Raw genomic sequence first — 15,700 nt, forward strand, 5'->3', positions numbered from 1 at the left:
CGAAGTTGACCTAGTAATCCGATTTGAAAGAGAGTGAATTGCACCGCTTCCTATATCGTCTCACTAAGTTAACCGAATGTTAAAGTTCTGGTTACATCCTGGCAATACACAGGTGGTAGCTTTATGGGTTCATCTCAAAAGACCTATGACTGTATGAAAGGTAATGCTACGATTAACCGCAGAAAATTTTTAGAGCGCTCCGTACTGGGAGCAGGTGGCGTCATCTTGTCAACCGTTTTGGTTGGAAGTTGCACCGATCACAACATTCCCGACCCCAACGATCCTAATCAAAATGGCAGCTTTGATTACAGCGTGGCCAGTTTTGATCCGACCACCAGCCAGATCATTCTCTGGACGCGGGTTTCTCCTGCCAATTCTTCATCACAAAAAGTGACCCTTACCTATGACCTGGCTACTGACCAGGCATTTGGTCAGATTATCAAAACCGAGATGGTCGACGCGTCAGTTAATGATGATTTTACCGTCAGTGTGGATATCAGTGGTTTAACCTCAAACACCAGATACTATTACCGCTTCACGATCACCAATACCCAGGTTGTCTCGCCGACCGGTGAAACCAAAACGCTTGCCAAAGCCGGGGAAATGGAAGAAGTGAAACTCGCAGTATGCTCCTGCTCTAATTATCCGGCTGGTCTGTTCAATGTCTACGGGGCAATCGCTGCGTCCGAAGCGGATGTTGTGCTGCATCTGGGCGATTACATCTATGAATATGGCGCGGGACAATATGGCTCCAATCCGGACACGATCAAGCTTGGGCGTCTCCACAATCCTGCGAATGAAATCCTGTCACTGGACGATTACCGTACGCGTTTTAAGCAATATCGCAGCGATCCCCAGTTACAACTGGCACACCAGAAGAAGCCTTTCATTTGTGTCTGGGACGATCACGAAGTTGCCAATGACGCATTTAAGGATGGCGCACAAAACCATAACCAGAATGAAGGCAGCTTCCAGGAGAGAAAAGAACGTGCAATTAAAGCCTATCACGAATATATAGGCGTGCGAACGCTTGTTGACGAGAAAATTTACAGGAGCTTCTCTTTTGGCAACATCATGGACCTGCATATGTTGGATACCAGGATCATTGGCCGGGATAAGCAGCTTTCCTATGCAGACTACCTGACTCAAACCGGATTGGATGCCGCTGCTTTTCAAAAAGACTGGCTGAATCCCAACCGTACCATTCTTGGGAAAGAGCAGCTCACCTGGCTGGGTTCTGCCATGGGTACGGGCAAGGGTGCATGGCAAGTTCTGGGGCAGCAGGTTTTGATGGGCAAAATGTATGTCCCGGCTGAATTGCTGCTTGCCATTGTGCAGATCGTCGGCGAAGTAGATGCTACCGGCTCGGCTGCTCCTGCGACATTCACGATGTTTCAAACGCTTTTGATCCAGCTTACACAAATCAAAGGCCGGTTTCTGGCCAACGACCCTACGCTGACGCCGCAGGAAATTGCCCGGATACAAACGGTATTGCCTTACAACCTGGATGCCTGGGATGGTTACCCGGTTGAAAGGGAGATTGTATATGCCATGGCAAAAGGCAAAAAACTGATTGCGCTATCGGGAGATTCGCATAATGGCTGGTATTCTCATTTGAATGCAAACGACAAGACCGAGGCCGGGCGCGAACTGGCGACTTCTTCTGTTACTTCGCCTGGTTTTGAAGAATATCTCGGCGCAGATCCAGCCTCGCTGGGAGGATTTGAACAGGCACTGGCTTTGTTGGTCGATGACCTGGAATATCTGGATGCATCAAGAAGGGGATACGTGCTTGCCAAATTCAGCACCAGCCAAATCGTAAGCGAATGGCGGTATGTGGCCACAATTACGTCGCCAACCATTGCGACCACTGTAGGGCATACGGAGACTATTTTAGGTTAAAGGCCTTTTTGAACAGGTGTTTTGGGAGTTTTTTGACAAGGCCATCATCCCTCGGGTGGCCTTGTCAAATGATTGCTGGTTTCAATGTGATAGATTTTGTGAATTTTCCAAGGCAAACTATCCTTGTACATCAGAAATTGAAAATTTACTTCATTAAATACTATCAGCGAAGAGGGTGATAGCAAGAGTGACGAATTTGGAGCGGGCGGTTTATTTTCATCCCGGCATGCAAGTCAAACGTCTTAATTAGTTCAGCTTTCTGTACTCTTGCGGTGTTAAACCTGTTTTGCTTTTGAATAAACGGCTGAAATAATGAGGGTAGTTAAATCCTAAGTTATAGGAGATGCCGCTAACCGTTTCCAATTCGCCGAGTAACAGGTTTTTGGCTTTTTCGACAATGAAGTTATTTACGTGATCTTTTATTGCGTAGCCCGTTTCTTTTTTCAGCAAATCACTTAAATAATTTCCCGAAAGATGTATTTTGTCTGAAAAGTATTCAACTGACGGTATGCCCGTTTCCGCAAACTTTCCGCTTTTATAATAGCTGTTGAGTAACGTATGAAATTGGCTGACAATATCCGAATTCTGTGCCGACCGGGTGTTGAACTGCCTTTCATAGTAACGTCTGGACAAGTTTAATAGCAACTCCATTGAAGAGGCTATCACGGTTTGGCTATGGTTGTCTATGCGTTCCAAAATTTCGTTTTGAATCATCGTTTTGCAATCAGTGATTGTCTTTTGTTCGGTATCAGACAAATGAAGGGCTTCATGCACATCGTAAGTGAAAAAACCATAATCTTCGATACTATTCCCCAAAGACGTATTGCGAATTAAATCGGGATGGAAAAATAACATCCACCCCTTAATCTCATCCAATTCCTGGGCCTTTGATACAGACTGCACTTGGTCCGGTGCCGTAAAAATCAACACGCCTTCATCAAAATCATAAGTGTTTCTACCATATTGCAAACCACAACTTTTGTCTTTCAACCCAATGGTATATAAGCTTGATGTGTATTTCACGCCAATAAATTGCTCTGGGATTTCCCATTTTGAAACATCAATGATACTAATCAGAGGATGGGTAGGTTTGCCAAATCCAAAGATTTCGTGCAGTTGGCTAATTGACCTGATATTGTGAATGTCGTGGCTCATTGTTTTTGTTACTTTCAATACGTTTTTTCAAAAGAATATTGTGTTTTTCAAAAGCAGTCAGCATGGTCGGCAGGAATGATTTTGGCAAAAAATAAGAAAAAATGCCTGTGAAGTATTCCCCGTGCAGCAATTCCGTTTGGTTCGCTGAAATTGCTTTTAAATGATAATAATGCTTCGCTGCTATCAAAAGTTTTGATCCTTGCGACCCTTGCCAAACCAGTTCCTGGTTTTCCTTGTAACTTAATAAAACAGGGAAATAAGTATTCTTTAAAGGAACAATAAAGGTAGAGATTTTACCGCCTTCTTTCATTTCCCCTTCCAGCTTGCCCACAATAGGATTCCATTCAGGATATTCCTGGAAGTTGGTGAGCTCATTCCAAACCTGGTCTATCGAGCCATTAATTTTTACGGATGTATGATATTGTTTCATTTCTTTGAATTTTATAAGTTTTAGCTTACTTAACCTGACTCATAATGATTTTGTCATACACACGGTCACCAAACCATTTTCTGATGGCAATTGCCGGTTTTGCCATATTACCTTTTGCATACCGGGTTCTTGGTTTTTTGTCGGTAGCCGCTTGTGCAATGGTCTTCCCGAGTATTTCAACATCGGTCATTTGGTTTCCTGATTGCATTTTCTTAAAATTCTCGGCAACTTTTTTGGAAAAGCTGGCATAAGCGCCTGTGCTTGAGGTTTTCTCTAAATTTTCTGCTGCAATTTTACCCCATGGTGTTTTAATAATACCAGGTTCCACGATGACCACATCTATTCCAAATTCCTTTACCTCTAAACGCAGGCAATCGCTCCAACCTTCTACGGCATGCTTTGTGGCGTGATACCATGCTCCAAGCGGCGTGTAAATTTTACCACCCATCGAGGAAATATTTACGATTCTGCCAGATCGTTGCATGCGCATGCTTGGTAGGATCAACTGTGTCAGTCTTGCCATTCCAAAAAGGTTTACTTCAAACTGCCTTCTTGCTTCTTCAAGGGGCACGTCTTCAACAGAACCATAAGAACCATATCCCGCATTGTTCACCAAAATATCAATTCTGCCTTCCTTGTCGAGAATCGTTTTTACGGCTTCAACGATTGATGCGTCATTTGTTAAATCAAGAGAAACAACACCAATTCCTTTTGCCTTCAAGTCATTCATTTCATCGGTGCGTCTTGCCGCTCCGTAAACTGTATAGCCCTGACTAAGCAGGATGTTGGCTGTAGATTTTCCCATTCCTGAACTTGCTCCTGTGATGAATGCTACCTTTTTCATTTTTTCTAAATTTTTGAATGTTTTGAATTATTTACATTGCAAATTTAGATCGACCTATCCGCGCGGATTAACACAGTAAACGGGATATCTAACACAAATTACTGAATGTGATATTTTTGCTGTTGGGGGATGGGCTCGGGCCGTTTTAACTGATCGCTTGGCATAGAGTCAGATTGCGGTTTTCCATTTTGGCTACAACATTCTCCAAATCCGCTACAAGACGAAGCCGCGTGCGACGGAAATTTGTCTCTTGAAAATAATCAGTAAGACAAATGACAAAAACGATTTTTATTACCGGTGCTTCGACCGGGATAGGGAGGGCTACGGCTAAATTTTTTGCGGCAAGTGGCTGGAATGTAATCGCTACCATGCGTACGCCTGAGAATGAAACAGAGCTCAACCTGCTGGATCATGTGACGGTGCTGCCGCTCGATGTGACAAACCTGGCGCAAATCCGTGAAACCACGCAAAAGGCGCTGGCTTTGGGCGATATTGATGTGGTGTTCAATAATGCCGGTTATGCGTTGCTGGGTGCTTTGGAGTCGATTACCGATGAGCAGCTGGTGCAGCAGATGGAGACCAATTTCTTCGGCGTCGTGCGGGTGACGCAGGCTTTTATTCCCTATTTCAGGCAGCGGAAGGCGGGGCTTTTTATCACCACGGGCTCGTCGGCGGGTTTGATGGGCTTTCCTGTGAGTTCGATGTACGACGCCAGCAAATTCGCGCTCGAAGGCTGGGCTGAAAGTTTGTCGTATGAACTCAACGAGTTTGGTGTAGGGATCAAAACCATTGAGCCGGGACTTGTAGCAACGGAAATAGGCAGCAAATCGGTATTTGCGACGCACCCGGCGTATGAAGCTTTGACGAACAAGTTCATGGCACTGATTGCGCCCGATCAGATCGTGACCACCTCAGAGCAGATTGCCGAAGTGGTGTATGGGGCCGCTACAGATGGTACGAACACGTTGCGGTATGTATGCGGCGAGGATGCCAAAAAGCTCTATGCGCAACGCCTTGCTGTGGGCGACGAGGCTTTTCGGGACGGGATCAAGCAAATGTTGGCCGCGGTTTAAAACAATAGTCTGCCGGTGCGGGTTGGAACAATTTGCACCGGTAACTGCTTATCACATCATGAAAGGGGAACATCTCAAACCACGCGTTTACCACTCCATTGCTGAGATGCAGCGGGCATTTGGCCTGCCGCAACCTTTGCATCCGTTGATTAGCCTGCTGGATTACAGCAAAGTGCAGATTACCTCCGAAATGCTGGCCGACACTTTTGCGATGGATTTTTACAACATTACTTACAACGAATCGGCGGGTTGCAGGATGCGGTACGGGCAAACTACCTATGATTTTCAGGAAGGCGGGATGTTTTTTACCTCGCCCGGCCAGCCGTTGACGGGTGTCCGAACGGGCGAGTCTACGCGGGGATTCACATTATTGGTTCACCCGGATTTTTTGAGAAATTACCCGCTGGATGTTAAAATCAAGCACTATGGATTTTTCTCTTATTCTGTGACCGAATCGCTGCATTTGTCTGATAAAGAAAAGTCGGTCATCGCGGGCATTGCGAGAAACATCGGCGACGAGCTGGAGACTGCGATCGATGACCTGAGCCAGGATGTACTGATATCTCAGCTGGAACTGATGCTGAATTACAGTCAGCGGTTTTACAAACGCCAGTTTATCACTCGGAAACCGATCAATAACGCATTGCTGGAAAAGCTGGACCTGCTGCTGACCGATTACTTCGATGACGAAACTGCGTTGCTGAAAGGCCTGCCGACCGTCCAGTATCTCTCCAGCGAACTCCACGTGTCGCCCCGTTACCTGGGTGATATGCTGCGCACATTGACAGGTCAGAATACGCAGCAGCATATTCATAACAAGCTCATCGAAAAAGCGAAGGAGGTGTTGACATTCAGCGATTTGACTGTGAGTGAAATTGCCTATCAGCTAGGTTTCGAGCACTCGCAGTCTTTCAGTAAATTATTTAAATCGAAGACCAATTTTTCACCCGTGGAATTTCGTGCAAGCTTTAATTGAGGATCGATCGAAGGACCTGGTCCACAGGTTCTTTTAATAGAGCAAGTTACGTCTGAGGTAAAGCTATATTTAGCTCTGTTTTGCTATTTTTGTTTTGGCGGAATTCATATAAACCAGCCTGTCGATCAAGCGATGCGTATCTCCAATTTCTGTCCGACTGAACAATTAAGACCATTTGTCAAATCGATTAAGATCATTGAGAGTGATGGCAATGAATTAGAGAACCGGGTGATTCCATCCACTTCTGTTAGTATGGCATTCCGATTCAAAGGACAGAATGCTTACACAACTGTTTCGGGCAAAGAGATGCTTCCAGTTATTTGCGTTTCAGGCTTACGGAAATCTGTCAGGCTTATTAATTATGCAAAGCAGACTTCAACCCTTGTCGTCCTTTTCCATGAATGCGCTGCTCCGTTGTTTTTTAGAACTCCCCCACATGAATTATTTGAGCAAAGCTTTGCCCTTAGCGAACTGACCGGCGGCAAGGAATTACAAATTGTTGAAGAACTCCTAGGTTATGCAAAAACAGCTATTGAAAGAGTAAATGTTATCGAACAATTTCTGTTGCGTATACTAACCTATGAAAAACCAGATCAACTTGTAAAGTTTGCTGTCTCAAAAATTCATGCGGCGAAAGGGTTCATCAGAGTGAAAGACTTGGCAGATGATCTCCACATCAGCAGCGATGCGTTGGAAAAGCGGTTTAGGAGAGCAGCAGGCTCGTCGCCCAAACAGTTTGCTTCTATTCTCCGGATGTCCTCAATCGCTCAAATCAAACCGCAGGAGCGTATTTTAGACTTAGCGCTCTCGGCGGGTTTTTACGACCAGGCCCATTTCAATAAAGATTTCAAACAGTTTACAGGGCAGACCCCGACCGAATTCTATCGATCTGCCGATTTCTGGTAGATCAATGATTTTTTACAATTATGGGGTCGGGAGAAAGGTGATATTTGCTTAAAAAATATCGCAAATGAAACAGTTCAGCCTATTAGTAAGAGTGCCGGATACGTATGATACTGCGCTGGCGCAATCAGTCACCCCACAATGGGACGAGTTGATCGAGCAATGGAAATCAGATGGTATTTACATCTTGAGCTTTGCCTTTCCGGGCAAAAGTTTTACGGTTTCCGGAAAGAACAAGCTAATCAAAGAACAAACTGTTTTTTCGGAAGGACTGAAAGTAGTCAGTAACCTCGTTATTCAGTCGGCATCGATTGAGGAAGCGCTTGAAAGGGCGAAAGCATGTCCTATCCTGGCCTACGGCGGCACAGTGGAGGTACGGGAAATCCCAAAAGTCATCGCAATCATAAAGTAGCAGAAGTGTTCTGTCGGACCGGATTTAATTCAGCTAATTTACATGGGGTGTTTAGGATACCACCCCTTGCAAATAGCAAGCTATCTTTCTAACATCTTTTTGGTCTTCGGTAGAAATTGCTTTATGGCCAGCTTTGATGCCGACACCTGTGCGGTCGGCCAATACGATCACCCACCAGATGTTTTCGCCAAGCTTACGTTCCAGTTCAGCCTGTGAGCCCGGATTTGGCCTGCCGCCACTGGAATTCCGGGTTTGGTTCAACTGAAATTTATTTATTCAGGAAACTCAGGAACCGTTCCGGGTAGCGGGTACCTGAAACGCTCCCGGCAGGCATGATCGCTTCAATAGCGGCCAGGTCTTCGCTGGTTAATTGGACGTTTTCGGCTGCGATATTCTCTATAAGGTATTTGATGCGCTTGGTGCCGGGGATGGTGATGATATCTTCCCCCTGCGCTAAAACCCAGGCCAGGGCCAGCTGCGTCGGGCTACATCCTTTTTCATTAGCCAGCTTTTTGATCTTTTCGACCAGTTCGAGATTTTTATAAAAGTTTTCGCCCTGGTAGCGGGGCATGTTAGCTCTGCTATCTTTGATATCTTCGGGCTTTTGGAATTCACCGCTCAAGAAACCCCGGCTAAGCGGTGCATAAGCAACCAAGCCGATACCCAATTCGCGGATCGTTGGCAATACCTCGGCTTCAATATCCCGGCTCCAGAGCGAATATTCTATTTGAAGCGCGGTGATCGGATGAACGGTTACGGCTTTTCGGATACTTTCTGCCGATGCCTCCGACAAACCGATATAGCGAATGATACCCTTTTGCACCAGTTCGGCGAGCGCACCGATGGTTTCCTCGATAGGTATCTTAGGGTCGACCCGTGCCGGGGTGTAGAGGTCAATGTAGTCGGTTTGCAAGCGCCGGAGGCTGTAAAACAAAGCATTTTTTATAAAGTCGGGGTGCCCGGCTACGGATCCTGGACCCATGGCGCCGTTCGGGCCGGGAGCGACCAGCTGCCCTGTCTTTACCGACAGAAAAGCCTTATCTCGCTTGCCTTTGATTGCCTTGCCGATGAGTTCTTCGTTATGGCCAACGGCATAGTAGTCGGCGGTGTCTAAAAAGTTATGACCCAGTTCAAGGGCTCTTTCAATGGTGGCGATTGAGTTGATATCATCGCTTTGGCCGTAGGCGCCGGACATGCCCATGCAGCCTAAGCTTACAGCGGATACAAGCGGGCCGTTTTTTCCAAGTGTTCTGTTCATGGTTCGGTGTTTTGTTCCGAACAAAGGTCGGGAGTGCCGGTGTGTCAGGGCTGGACAAAACCAACTAATTCCCTGACAAATCCTGAATGAAGCAGGCAATGGTTTGGCCGGTCTCTTTTTTAAACAGGCGGGAAAAATAATCCGGGTCATTAAAACCCAGATCGAAAGCTAAGGACTTGACGGAGGTGTGCTCCCCATAATACAGGCGCCGCTTGGCTTCCAGCATCAGCCGCTGGGTAATGAAGGCCTTCGGGGAAAGACCTGAATAGTGTTTGACCAGCTGGTATAGGCCGTTGGTGTTGATCGCGAGTGTTTCTGCAATGGTCCTGATACTGGGCTGTTCGGTTAGCTGTTCTTCAATCAGGAGCCGGAAACGGATATAGCTGGCCAGTTTGTCGTCCTTAGGCCTCTTTTCTGCGGTAAAATAAGCGATGTTGGTCTCAGTCAGCAGGCTGTTGAGGTATGCCAGGATGAGCTCAAATTCGCTATCCATTTCACTCAACAGTCCGCGAAGGATTATAAATATAGACTTTAGCCGGGTTACAGCTGCCGGGCTGAAAGTGATCTTTTGGCGGTTAAAGGGATTGATCAGAAAAGGATAGGTCTTGGGTAAGAGGGAAAGACAGTGCTCATCGAAACCAAGCTTAAAATAATCACTACCATGACCTTCGCCTGGGAGCTGGTGCATCTGGTGCGGCAATATGAAAAGCAGTTCGTTATTTTGGATTTCGTAGGGCTGCAGATCAACGCTATGTCGGGCGACTCCTTCCAGCATCAGGAGGAAAAAGTAATGGGTTTTATGCTGGGTAAAATCGTAGTTCGCCGCGATACCCGGATCGAGGTGTCCGAAATCCGGGGCGACCAGCCGAATCGACAGCTGCTTATTTTGCTTATGGGGATTGAGGTAGAATTCACCGTTTTTCATAGTTAAAAATAGTAAAAATAAACAGGCCGGGTGCATGTACCGGCCTGTCGAGGGATCATACCTGTACGGTGCTGCCCCCCGTCCACGGCAATTTGATGTACCAGTAATAAAACTGGAATCATCCGAAGCCAGGGAGAGCGCTGTTTTAGCGATCTCGTCCGGGTGTCCGGCCCTGCCGAGTGGCACATTCATCCCCCTTGGGGTGCGCCGTTTACATACACATTGTGCAAATAAGTATCGGAGTAACGTGGCAAAAAGAGTGTAGGGGACCCATGCAGATTTTTCGTGCCATTAGCCGCTTTGTATTTATTGCAGACAAAATCCTTAATTTTTGTATTGATAATGATCCATATCCGTCCCTTTCCGTACCAGGAGCATACTGGACCGTTTTAATCGCGTCTTCGCCTTTGTAATTGGCCAGCACCTGAAAAAGTTGCTCGTCTTTTTGGTTAGTATGATTCATATGGAGTTCATCGTTCGCCCGGAGATAGATCAGAACGATGCAGACCAACCCCGTAGACTGAGCAGTCTGCTAGGAATGGCTAGCACCATCCCCAACTACAAACCAGTGATATGAATAGCCACTCTAAACTTTTTTATGAGAAGTTGCGCCATGCAACCGGTCGATAATTTGTACCATCATGGCCGGGTTACCTGTTACCCTGCCGATGTGGGTCAGCGACGTTGACAACGCTGCCGCGGCCAGTGTTAACCAAACTTACTTCCTTTGCATGAACGCGAACGCTACCATTTGCGCGGGATACCACGTTTGCTTTATCCGTGGTTAAATTTTCCGCATCAACGAATCCATTCGCCAGGTTGGTTAGATTCATTGTTTTGATGCTACCTAGCAATGTTACTATGGCATTGCCCTGATTTGCAAAGTTAAGTGTGCTTCCTCGTAGGTTGTTCACTAACAGTTTGCTATTAGACTGGTATGTCAAACTCGTTAACTCTGGTGTTCTGATCGTAATTCTTATGGAATTACTGCTAATCCAGAAGGGTATACCTTGTGGGTGTTCAAAAGACAGTTTCAATTTGCCTCCCTCGTCATCAATTCGCAATAGGGGTCGTAGGTTTTCGTCAATCGTGAGGGCTACCATCGACTCATTAGCTCCCGCGTCAATGGTAATTTCTGCCGGGAACTGCCTGATTTCAACATCCTTGAATGGTTTGGTAATTTTTGTGAACTGAACCGGCTTTCCGTTACCGCGCACCTCGTTTTTAGGGTCATATAGGCCTTCCTGTGCATACACATCGAGAGATAGCAAAAGCACTAGTGCCATCATTAAACTTTTCATAGTCGTAGCGAATTGAAGATTGATCCCAAAGTTGCTGCAACTTTTATTCCATCGGAAAAAATGCGTTTTTGGGCTTATTGAACCATTTTTGGAGAGCTGGCTTGTCCAGATTCGGACACTTGTGTCCGAATCTACCAGTTGTCATTTAGTAAGCGCAGCATTGCAAATCTAACAGGAACTTTAACGTTAAGTAAAACAGTAAGTCGGTTGCGGAGCGTCATTTTATACCAAACTATTTCTTGTCGGCACTTTTTGTTGCGGAGTAATCGTGGTTGCTATGGCAATTCATCCCGTACGCGACGAAGGAAGACCTGCACGAGTGTTCCTTTGGTGAGCGCCTTTGCTACACCTGCACCGATCCAGTAGGCACAGCGGACAAACTCGGTTACCTCTCTTTTTTCTCCTGACTTTGTCTGATACCTGTCATTGATGGCGATGCTGAAATTGACCACTTGTTTGTCGCCTTTGGTGGTTGCTACGATTGCGTCTGCGGTTACTCTGCCTGTGATTTCCATAATTGTCGTTTTTTGTTTTTTTTAATTGTAAAAAATTGTTTTCCCCTCGGCTTGGCCTACGCGGCGGCGGCTGTTTTACTGTTGTTTTGTTGTGCTGTCGGTGTTTTGATGGACGTTTTCATTCTTCTGATTTTTTGTAGTAAAATGGAAAATGCGGCCGCTTTGACGGCAAGGGGACGTGGAATACCACAGCGACGAAGGAGCGCGGATATGCCGCGAAAGCCCCTTGCAGGCAAAAGGGCGGCTGCATTATTTTTCGGAGAAAACAATCCGAAGAAAACGGCCAGATACCGACTGCTGAACACACAGCGGAATAGCCTGCAAGAGGGCAACGGGAAGGCCGGAAAAGTCTTTTACACTTAATGATATCTTTTGTAAACCGTCAGGGATAGCAGCGGAAATCATCACCATAAGTGATATTGAATCGGATAGCCCGACCGAAGGGGACGGCATTAACCTTCGATAGCAATTCATACAACATCGATTGGTCGAAAGAACTTTCGACTTCGATAATATACTCTTATTTATATTTGCGTCTACTTCCAACTTTGTAACATGAAGGTAGACTATATAGATCCTATGTCCGCAGGTGAACTCCACTTAACCTTACACGAACCTGGTTTCGACCGATTATTTTTTCAGCGGGATCGTAAAGACAAGTTTTTAACCATCGCATGGAATGACGGCCCTGCCCAAACGGTAACAATAGATGGCATCCAATACCAGTTTCCCTCCCAATCCATTTTGCCACTGATGGTCAATCAAACCTTTACTTTTGAAAAGCCTGAACAGATTATTGCCTGGCAGTACAACCGCAACTTTTATTGCATCGTAGATCATGATAAGGAAGTGAGCTGCGTTGGCTTTTTGTTTTACGGTTCCGCGGAAATCATGTTCATCACTTTGGATGCGAGACAGCAAAAAAAGCTCAATCTGCTCCTGCAGGTATTTATGGATGAATTTGAAGACAAGGACGCCATACAGCGCGATATGCTGCAAATGTTGCTAAAGCGGCTGATCATTATTGTTACCCGACTGGGTAAAAAACAATACCTTACGGAAAAGGCTCTGACTGAAGATAAACTCGATGTGCTGCGTAAGTTCAACCTAATGGTTGAAAACAATTACCGAAAACAGCATACCGTGCAGTTTTATGCAGATCAATTAAATAAATCACCCAAGACGTTGGCTAATTACTTCGCTTTATATAACCATAAATCCCCACTTACTGTAATACAGGACAGGATCATACTGGAAGCCAAGCGCCTGCTGATGTATACCGATAAATCTGCCAAGGAAATCGCCTACCACCTGGGCTATGATGATGCCTCGTACTTCAGTAATTTCTTCAAGAAGCAAACTGGATACGCCCCATCCGATTTCCGGAATGCTAATGCAGCTTTACTTTCTTCAGGGCAATAGTTCCATGTCGGCGGGAAATCTCTCTATTCTTTCTTCTTTAGCCTTTCCCGTCTCTGCACCTTTGTATTGTTCAATCAGAACATACAAAAGACATGAAAAAGTAAGAAAATAAAGTTGCCGTGATTACCGGCGGTAACAGCGGCATTGGTCTGGCAACAGCTCAATTATTTGCCCTAGCGCGCGCATGTGGCCATTACAGGCCGGACCAACAAACCCTGAACAGCGCTGTAAACCAGATAGGGTTAGGTGCAATAGGCATTGCTAGCAACACGGCAGATCTGGCGCAAATAGATCAACTCTATCAACAGGTCGACCAAACTTTTGGGAAAATAGATATCCTCGTTGTTAGCGCAGGCGTTTATATTACGGGGCTATTGAGTGATTATACCGAAGCTATGTTCGACCAGGCCAGAGATATCAATTTCAAGGGTGTTTCTTCTCCGTTCAAAAAGCATTGCCTTATCTGAATGATGGGGCCTCCATTCTCCTGGCAGGTTCGACCGTTAGTGATAATCGCCTGCCTATCATTGCGGCCTATGCGGCTACCGAAGCGGTCGTACGCTCGTTGGCCCATAGCTTTTCCGCAGAACTGCAGGCCCGCAGGATCCGCGTCAATGCTTTGTCCGCGGCCCGGCGGATATCCCAGTATTTGAAAGAAGCGGTGCCAGCCAGGAAGAAATTGCTGCTGATAAAGTTTATATCGCACAAGCTACGCCAGTTAAGTGCATGGGGACTACCGAAGAAATGGCCCAGGGCTTTCTTTACCTCGCCTCTGACGACTTCAGGTTCATGGTGGGCGGTGAGTTGTTGCTGGATGGCGGCTTAAGAACGTTATAATCAAGAACAGTATTACTGGCTTCAAAAGGTCTCTCTGGTGAAAGGGGCCTTTATTTTTGATGGCTATGAGTCTCCGGTCGTTTTCTTATATAGCATGAGCCGGGATGCAGGTAGAAGCAGAAGTAAAAATAAGAACCTTTTAAAAATCCTTCCGGAAAGGCAAATTTTACATATCGTCGGGAATTCTCTCCATTCATCAGCCCACGCCTTAGCCGCACCTTTGTAATGTCAAAAGACAATACAAAAAATAAAAAAACAATAATCATGGAAAAATTCTCAATTCCAACCAAAGAACAAGTTTCTCCAGCTAATCAGGCTATTTTTGAAAACCTGAATGGAATGGTTGGTTTCGTACCTAACCTGTATGCCATCTTCGGTCACGCCGATACAGCTTTAAGCGATTACCTTGCCCTGCAAAACAGGAAATCATCTATTCGTGCCAAAGAGCGTGAAGTGATCAACCTGGTAGTTAGCCAGGTAAACAACTGTTCTTATTGCCTGAGCGCCCATACACAGTTTGCCAAAATGAACGGCTTTACCGATGAGCAGATCTTAGACATCCGCCGTGCAAACATCAGCTTTGACCCTAAACTGGATGCATTAGCTAAACTGGTTAAAGCAACTACCGAAAACCGCGGCCATGTTACCTCTGACATTTTAGAAAACTTCTTCGCAGCTGGTTACACAGAAGCTAATTTGATCGATGTTGTCATCGTTATCGGCGATAAGATCATTACCAACTACCTGCATGCTTTAACAGATATCCCTGTTGATTGGCCGTTAGCACCCGCATTAAATTAATCAATCAAGGTCAAACGGTGGACGGTGGTGTTTAAACCACCACCGTAATTAATTATAATTTTTTCATTTCTAATACAACAATATCATGTTTATCAAAAAAACCGCTTTGGCAATCGCAATAGTTGCAAGTTCCATCAGTACAAAAGCTCAAACGCACAACCCCGCATATTTCTCCCGTTTTGATCATCTCAATATGACCCGTACCGCAGATGGTATTCTTGAGGTACGGTTCACAACCAACAACGGCCCAATCGTATTTACCGGAAAGGATCACCATGACTTCGTTGAAGCATTTTCACAGATCGCCCAAGACAGAGATAACAAAGTTATAATCCTTACGGGTACCAGCAACGAGTTTTTCGCACAGATCGACGGCCCGAGCCTCGGTGACATTACTAACCCGCGCGAATGGGACAAAACCTGGTGGGAAGGCCAGCAATCACTTCAAAACCTGTCAAGTATCGGCGTTCCGGTAATCGCCGCCGTAAACGGGGCTGCAACCGTCCACTCTGAATATGCCCTCACCGCAGATATTATCATTGCCAGCGATGGTGCTTATTTCCAGGATTACCCGCATTTAACGTTTGGCATCGTGCCAGGTGATGGTGTACAAACCGTTTGGAAAAGGGCCATCGGAGATTACCGGAGCCGCTATTTCTTGTATACACAACAAAAGATCAGTGCCGCAGAAGCTAAAGATATGGGCGTAGTTGCTGAAGTGTTACCCAATAACGAGGCATTAAAAAAACGAGCTTACGAACTGGCCAAAAAGCTGCTGGCAATACCAGAACTGACCAGAAGGCATATGCGCGCCATGTTTGCAGACAACCTTCGCAAAGATCTTTTGGAACAGGTAGGCTACGGCCTTGCAGTTGAAGGCGTTACAGCAACGGATCTGAAAGTAGCGACTGAAGAAAAAGCCAAAGGCAAAAAATAACTAAATCAA

Annotated in this window: 18 protein-coding genes and 2 pseudogenes; 10 read left to right on the plus strand and 10 right to left on the minus strand. The window is 45.8% G+C overall.

The features are described from left to right. Positions 1-153: 153 nt before the first annotated feature. Entirely contained in the window at positions 154-1,902 is a 1,749-nt protein-coding gene (locus tag AC1XUF_RS26445; RefSeq protein WP_483344874.1) for an alkaline phosphatase D family protein, read from the plus strand. A 246-nt stretch (positions 1,903-2,148) separates the two neighbouring features. On the opposite strand, the gene AC1XUF_RS26450 is transcribed toward AC1XUF_RS26445, so the two are convergent. The 3 genes from AC1XUF_RS26450 to AC1XUF_RS26460 are packed head-to-tail and all read right to left on the minus strand — an operon-like array spanning position 2,149 to position 4,331. Next, positions 2,149-3,075, minus strand: a complete 927-nt coding sequence (locus AC1XUF_RS26450) for a helix-turn-helix domain-containing protein (RefSeq protein WP_483344875.1) — start codon at positions 3,073-3,075, stop codon at positions 2,149-2,151. Then, complete coding sequence (locus tag AC1XUF_RS26455; protein ID WP_483344876.1) at positions 3,023-3,487, minus strand: SRPBCC family protein; 465 nt, start codon at positions 3,485-3,487, stop codon at positions 3,023-3,025. Before AC1XUF_RS26455 ends, AC1XUF_RS26450 begins: the two co-directional genes overlap by 53 nt. A 25-nt stretch (positions 3,488-3,512) precedes the next feature. After that, positions 3,513-4,331: an oxidoreductase gene (locus AC1XUF_RS26460; protein ID WP_483344877.1), complete on the minus strand. Its 819-nt coding sequence runs from the start codon at positions 4,329-4,331 to the stop codon at positions 3,513-3,515. A 272-nt stretch (positions 4,332-4,603) separates the two neighbouring features. Between AC1XUF_RS26460 and AC1XUF_RS26465 the strand changes: the two genes are divergently transcribed. The 4 genes from AC1XUF_RS26465 (at position 4,604) to AC1XUF_RS26480 (ending at position 7,695) form a co-directional block, all read left to right on the plus strand. Beyond that, entirely contained in the window at positions 4,604-5,404 is an 801-nt protein-coding gene (locus tag AC1XUF_RS26465) for an SDR family oxidoreductase (protein ID WP_483344878.1), read from the plus strand. A gap of 58 nt (positions 5,405-5,462) precedes the next feature. Continuing rightward, entirely contained in the window at positions 5,463-6,380 is a 918-nt protein-coding gene (locus tag AC1XUF_RS26470; RefSeq protein ID WP_483344879.1) for a helix-turn-helix domain-containing protein, read from the plus strand. A 132-nt stretch (positions 6,381-6,512) separates the two neighbouring features. Then, the gene (locus tag AC1XUF_RS26475) at positions 6,513-7,286 is read left to right on the plus strand and encodes a helix-turn-helix domain-containing protein (RefSeq protein WP_483344880.1); all 774 of its coding nucleotides are present in this window, start codon (positions 6,513-6,515) and stop codon (positions 7,284-7,286) included. 64 nt (positions 7,287-7,350) lie between these two features. Further along, complete coding sequence (locus AC1XUF_RS26480; RefSeq protein ID WP_483344881.1) at positions 7,351-7,695, plus strand: YciI family protein; 345 nt, start codon at positions 7,351-7,353, stop codon at positions 7,693-7,695. 51 nt (positions 7,696-7,746) lie between these two features. On the opposite strand, the gene AC1XUF_RS26485 is transcribed toward AC1XUF_RS26480, so the two are convergent. The 6 genes and pseudogenes from AC1XUF_RS26485 to AC1XUF_RS26510 all read right to left on the minus strand — a co-directional run bounded on the left by AC1XUF_RS26485 (position 7,747) and on the right by AC1XUF_RS26510 (position 11,694). Continuing rightward, positions 7,747-7,956, minus strand: coding sequence for a nucleoside triphosphate pyrophosphohydrolase family protein (locus AC1XUF_RS26485; protein ID WP_483344882.1), 210 nt, complete (start codon positions 7,954-7,956; stop codon positions 7,747-7,749). Between the two features lie 7 nt (positions 7,957-7,963). Further along, positions 7,964-8,953, minus strand: coding sequence for an aldo/keto reductase (locus AC1XUF_RS26490; RefSeq protein ID WP_483344883.1), 990 nt, complete (start codon positions 8,951-8,953; stop codon positions 7,964-7,966). A gap of 64 nt (positions 8,954-9,017) precedes the next feature. Then, complete coding sequence (locus AC1XUF_RS26495) at positions 9,018-9,878, minus strand: helix-turn-helix domain-containing protein (RefSeq protein ID WP_483344906.1); 861 nt, start codon at positions 9,876-9,878, stop codon at positions 9,018-9,020. A gap of 108 nt (positions 9,879-9,986) precedes the next feature. Further along, positions 9,987-10,070: pseudogene (locus tag AC1XUF_RS26500) on the minus strand (short-chain dehydrogenase); the annotation flags it as partial. Between the two features lie 458 nt (positions 10,071-10,528). Beyond that, positions 10,529-11,179 carry a GIN domain-containing protein gene (locus AC1XUF_RS26505; RefSeq protein WP_483344884.1) on the minus strand — a complete coding sequence of 217 codons (651 nt, stop codon included), beginning with the start codon at positions 11,177-11,179 and terminating at the stop codon, positions 10,529-10,531. Positions 11,180-11,454: 275 nt separating this feature from the next. After that, positions 11,455-11,694: a single-stranded DNA-binding protein gene (locus AC1XUF_RS26510; RefSeq protein ID WP_483344885.1), complete on the minus strand. Its 240-nt coding sequence runs from the start codon at positions 11,692-11,694 to the stop codon at positions 11,455-11,457. Positions 11,695-12,249: 555 nt separating this feature from the next. Here AC1XUF_RS26510 and AC1XUF_RS26515 point away from each other — a divergent pair. Continuing rightward, on the plus strand, positions 12,250-13,116 hold the full coding sequence (locus tag AC1XUF_RS26515) for a helix-turn-helix domain-containing protein (RefSeq protein ID WP_483344886.1): 867 nt from the start codon (positions 12,250-12,252) through the stop codon (positions 13,114-13,116). A gap of 119 nt (positions 13,117-13,235) precedes the next feature. Further along, positions 13,236-13,684, plus strand: a pseudogene (locus tag AC1XUF_RS26520) (SDR family NAD(P)-dependent oxidoreductase); the annotation flags it as partial. Here the strand turns inward: AC1XUF_RS26520 and AC1XUF_RS26525 are convergent. Then, positions 13,651-13,824, minus strand: coding sequence for a hypothetical protein (locus AC1XUF_RS26525; protein WP_483344908.1), 174 nt, complete (start codon positions 13,822-13,824; stop codon positions 13,651-13,653). The pseudogene AC1XUF_RS26520 and the gene AC1XUF_RS26525 sit on opposite strands and share 34 nt — an antisense overlap. Positions 13,825-13,842: 18 nt before the next feature. Here AC1XUF_RS26525 and AC1XUF_RS26530 point away from each other — a divergent pair, with 18 nt between their 5' ends. From AC1XUF_RS26530 to AC1XUF_RS26540, 3 genes are all read left to right on the plus strand, one after another. Next, positions 13,843-13,953, plus strand: coding sequence for a hypothetical protein (locus AC1XUF_RS26530; RefSeq protein WP_483344887.1), 111 nt, complete (start codon positions 13,843-13,845; stop codon positions 13,951-13,953). A 264-nt stretch (positions 13,954-14,217) separates the two neighbouring features. Further along, positions 14,218-14,754 carry a carboxymuconolactone decarboxylase family protein gene (locus tag AC1XUF_RS26535; protein ID WP_483344888.1) on the plus strand — a complete coding sequence of 179 codons (537 nt, stop codon included), beginning with the start codon at positions 14,218-14,220 and terminating at the stop codon, positions 14,752-14,754. Between the two features lie 85 nt (positions 14,755-14,839). Next, positions 14,840-15,691: an enoyl-CoA hydratase/isomerase family protein gene (locus tag AC1XUF_RS26540; protein WP_483344889.1), complete on the plus strand. Its 852-nt coding sequence runs from the start codon at positions 14,840-14,842 to the stop codon at positions 15,689-15,691. The last annotated feature ends 9 nt before the right edge of the window (positions 15,692-15,700 follow it).

The sequence above is a fragment of the Dyadobacter sp. HNCC25DJ185 genome (genome assembly GCF_056895195.1).

What these genes read in the sequence shown, in the direction of transcription:
- AC1XUF_RS26540 (WP_483344889.1), top strand. Translation starts at nt 14,840, where the DNA reads ATGTTTATCAAAAAAACCGCTTTGGCAATCGCAATAGTTGCAAGTTCC.
- AC1XUF_RS26460 (WP_483344877.1), bottom strand. Translation starts at nt 4,331, where the DNA reads ATGAAAAAGGTAGCATTCATCACAGGAGCAAGTTCAGGAATGGGAAAA.
- AC1XUF_RS26475 (WP_483344880.1), top strand. Translation starts at nt 6,513, where the DNA reads ATGCGTATCTCCAATTTCTGTCCGACTGAACAATTAAGACCATTTGTC.
- AC1XUF_RS26530 (WP_483344887.1), top strand. Translation starts at nt 13,843, where the DNA reads ATGGGGACTACCGAAGAAATGGCCCAGGGCTTTCTTTACCTCGCCTCT.
- AC1XUF_RS26510 (WP_483344885.1), bottom strand. Translation starts at nt 11,694, where the DNA reads ATGGAAATCACAGGCAGAGTAACCGCAGACGCAATCGTAGCAACCACC.
- AC1XUF_RS26445 (WP_483344874.1), top strand. Translation starts at nt 154, where the DNA reads ATGAAAGGTAATGCTACGATTAACCGCAGAAAATTTTTAGAGCGCTCC.
- AC1XUF_RS26470 (WP_483344879.1), top strand. Translation starts at nt 5,463, where the DNA reads ATGAAAGGGGAACATCTCAAACCACGCGTTTACCACTCCATTGCTGAG.
- AC1XUF_RS26515 (WP_483344886.1), top strand. Translation starts at nt 12,250, where the DNA reads ATGAAGGTAGACTATATAGATCCTATGTCCGCAGGTGAACTCCACTTA.
- AC1XUF_RS26465 (WP_483344878.1), top strand. Translation starts at nt 4,604, where the DNA reads ATGACAAAAACGATTTTTATTACCGGTGCTTCGACCGGGATAGGGAGG.
- AC1XUF_RS26505 (WP_483344884.1), bottom strand. Translation starts at nt 11,179, where the DNA reads ATGAAAAGTTTAATGATGGCACTAGTGCTTTTGCTATCTCTCGATGTG.
- AC1XUF_RS26495 (WP_483344906.1), bottom strand. Translation starts at nt 9,878, where the DNA reads ATGAAAAACGGTGAATTCTACCTCAATCCCCATAAGCAAAATAAGCAG.
- AC1XUF_RS26535 (WP_483344888.1), top strand. Translation starts at nt 14,218, where the DNA reads ATGGAAAAATTCTCAATTCCAACCAAAGAACAAGTTTCTCCAGCTAAT.
- AC1XUF_RS26455 (WP_483344876.1), bottom strand. Translation starts at nt 3,487, where the DNA reads ATGAAACAATATCATACATCCGTAAAAATTAATGGCTCGATAGACCAG.
- AC1XUF_RS26490 (WP_483344883.1), bottom strand. Translation starts at nt 8,953, where the DNA reads ATGAACAGAACACTTGGAAAAAACGGCCCGCTTGTATCCGCTGTAAGC.
- AC1XUF_RS26480 (WP_483344881.1), top strand. Translation starts at nt 7,351, where the DNA reads ATGAAACAGTTCAGCCTATTAGTAAGAGTGCCGGATACGTATGATACT.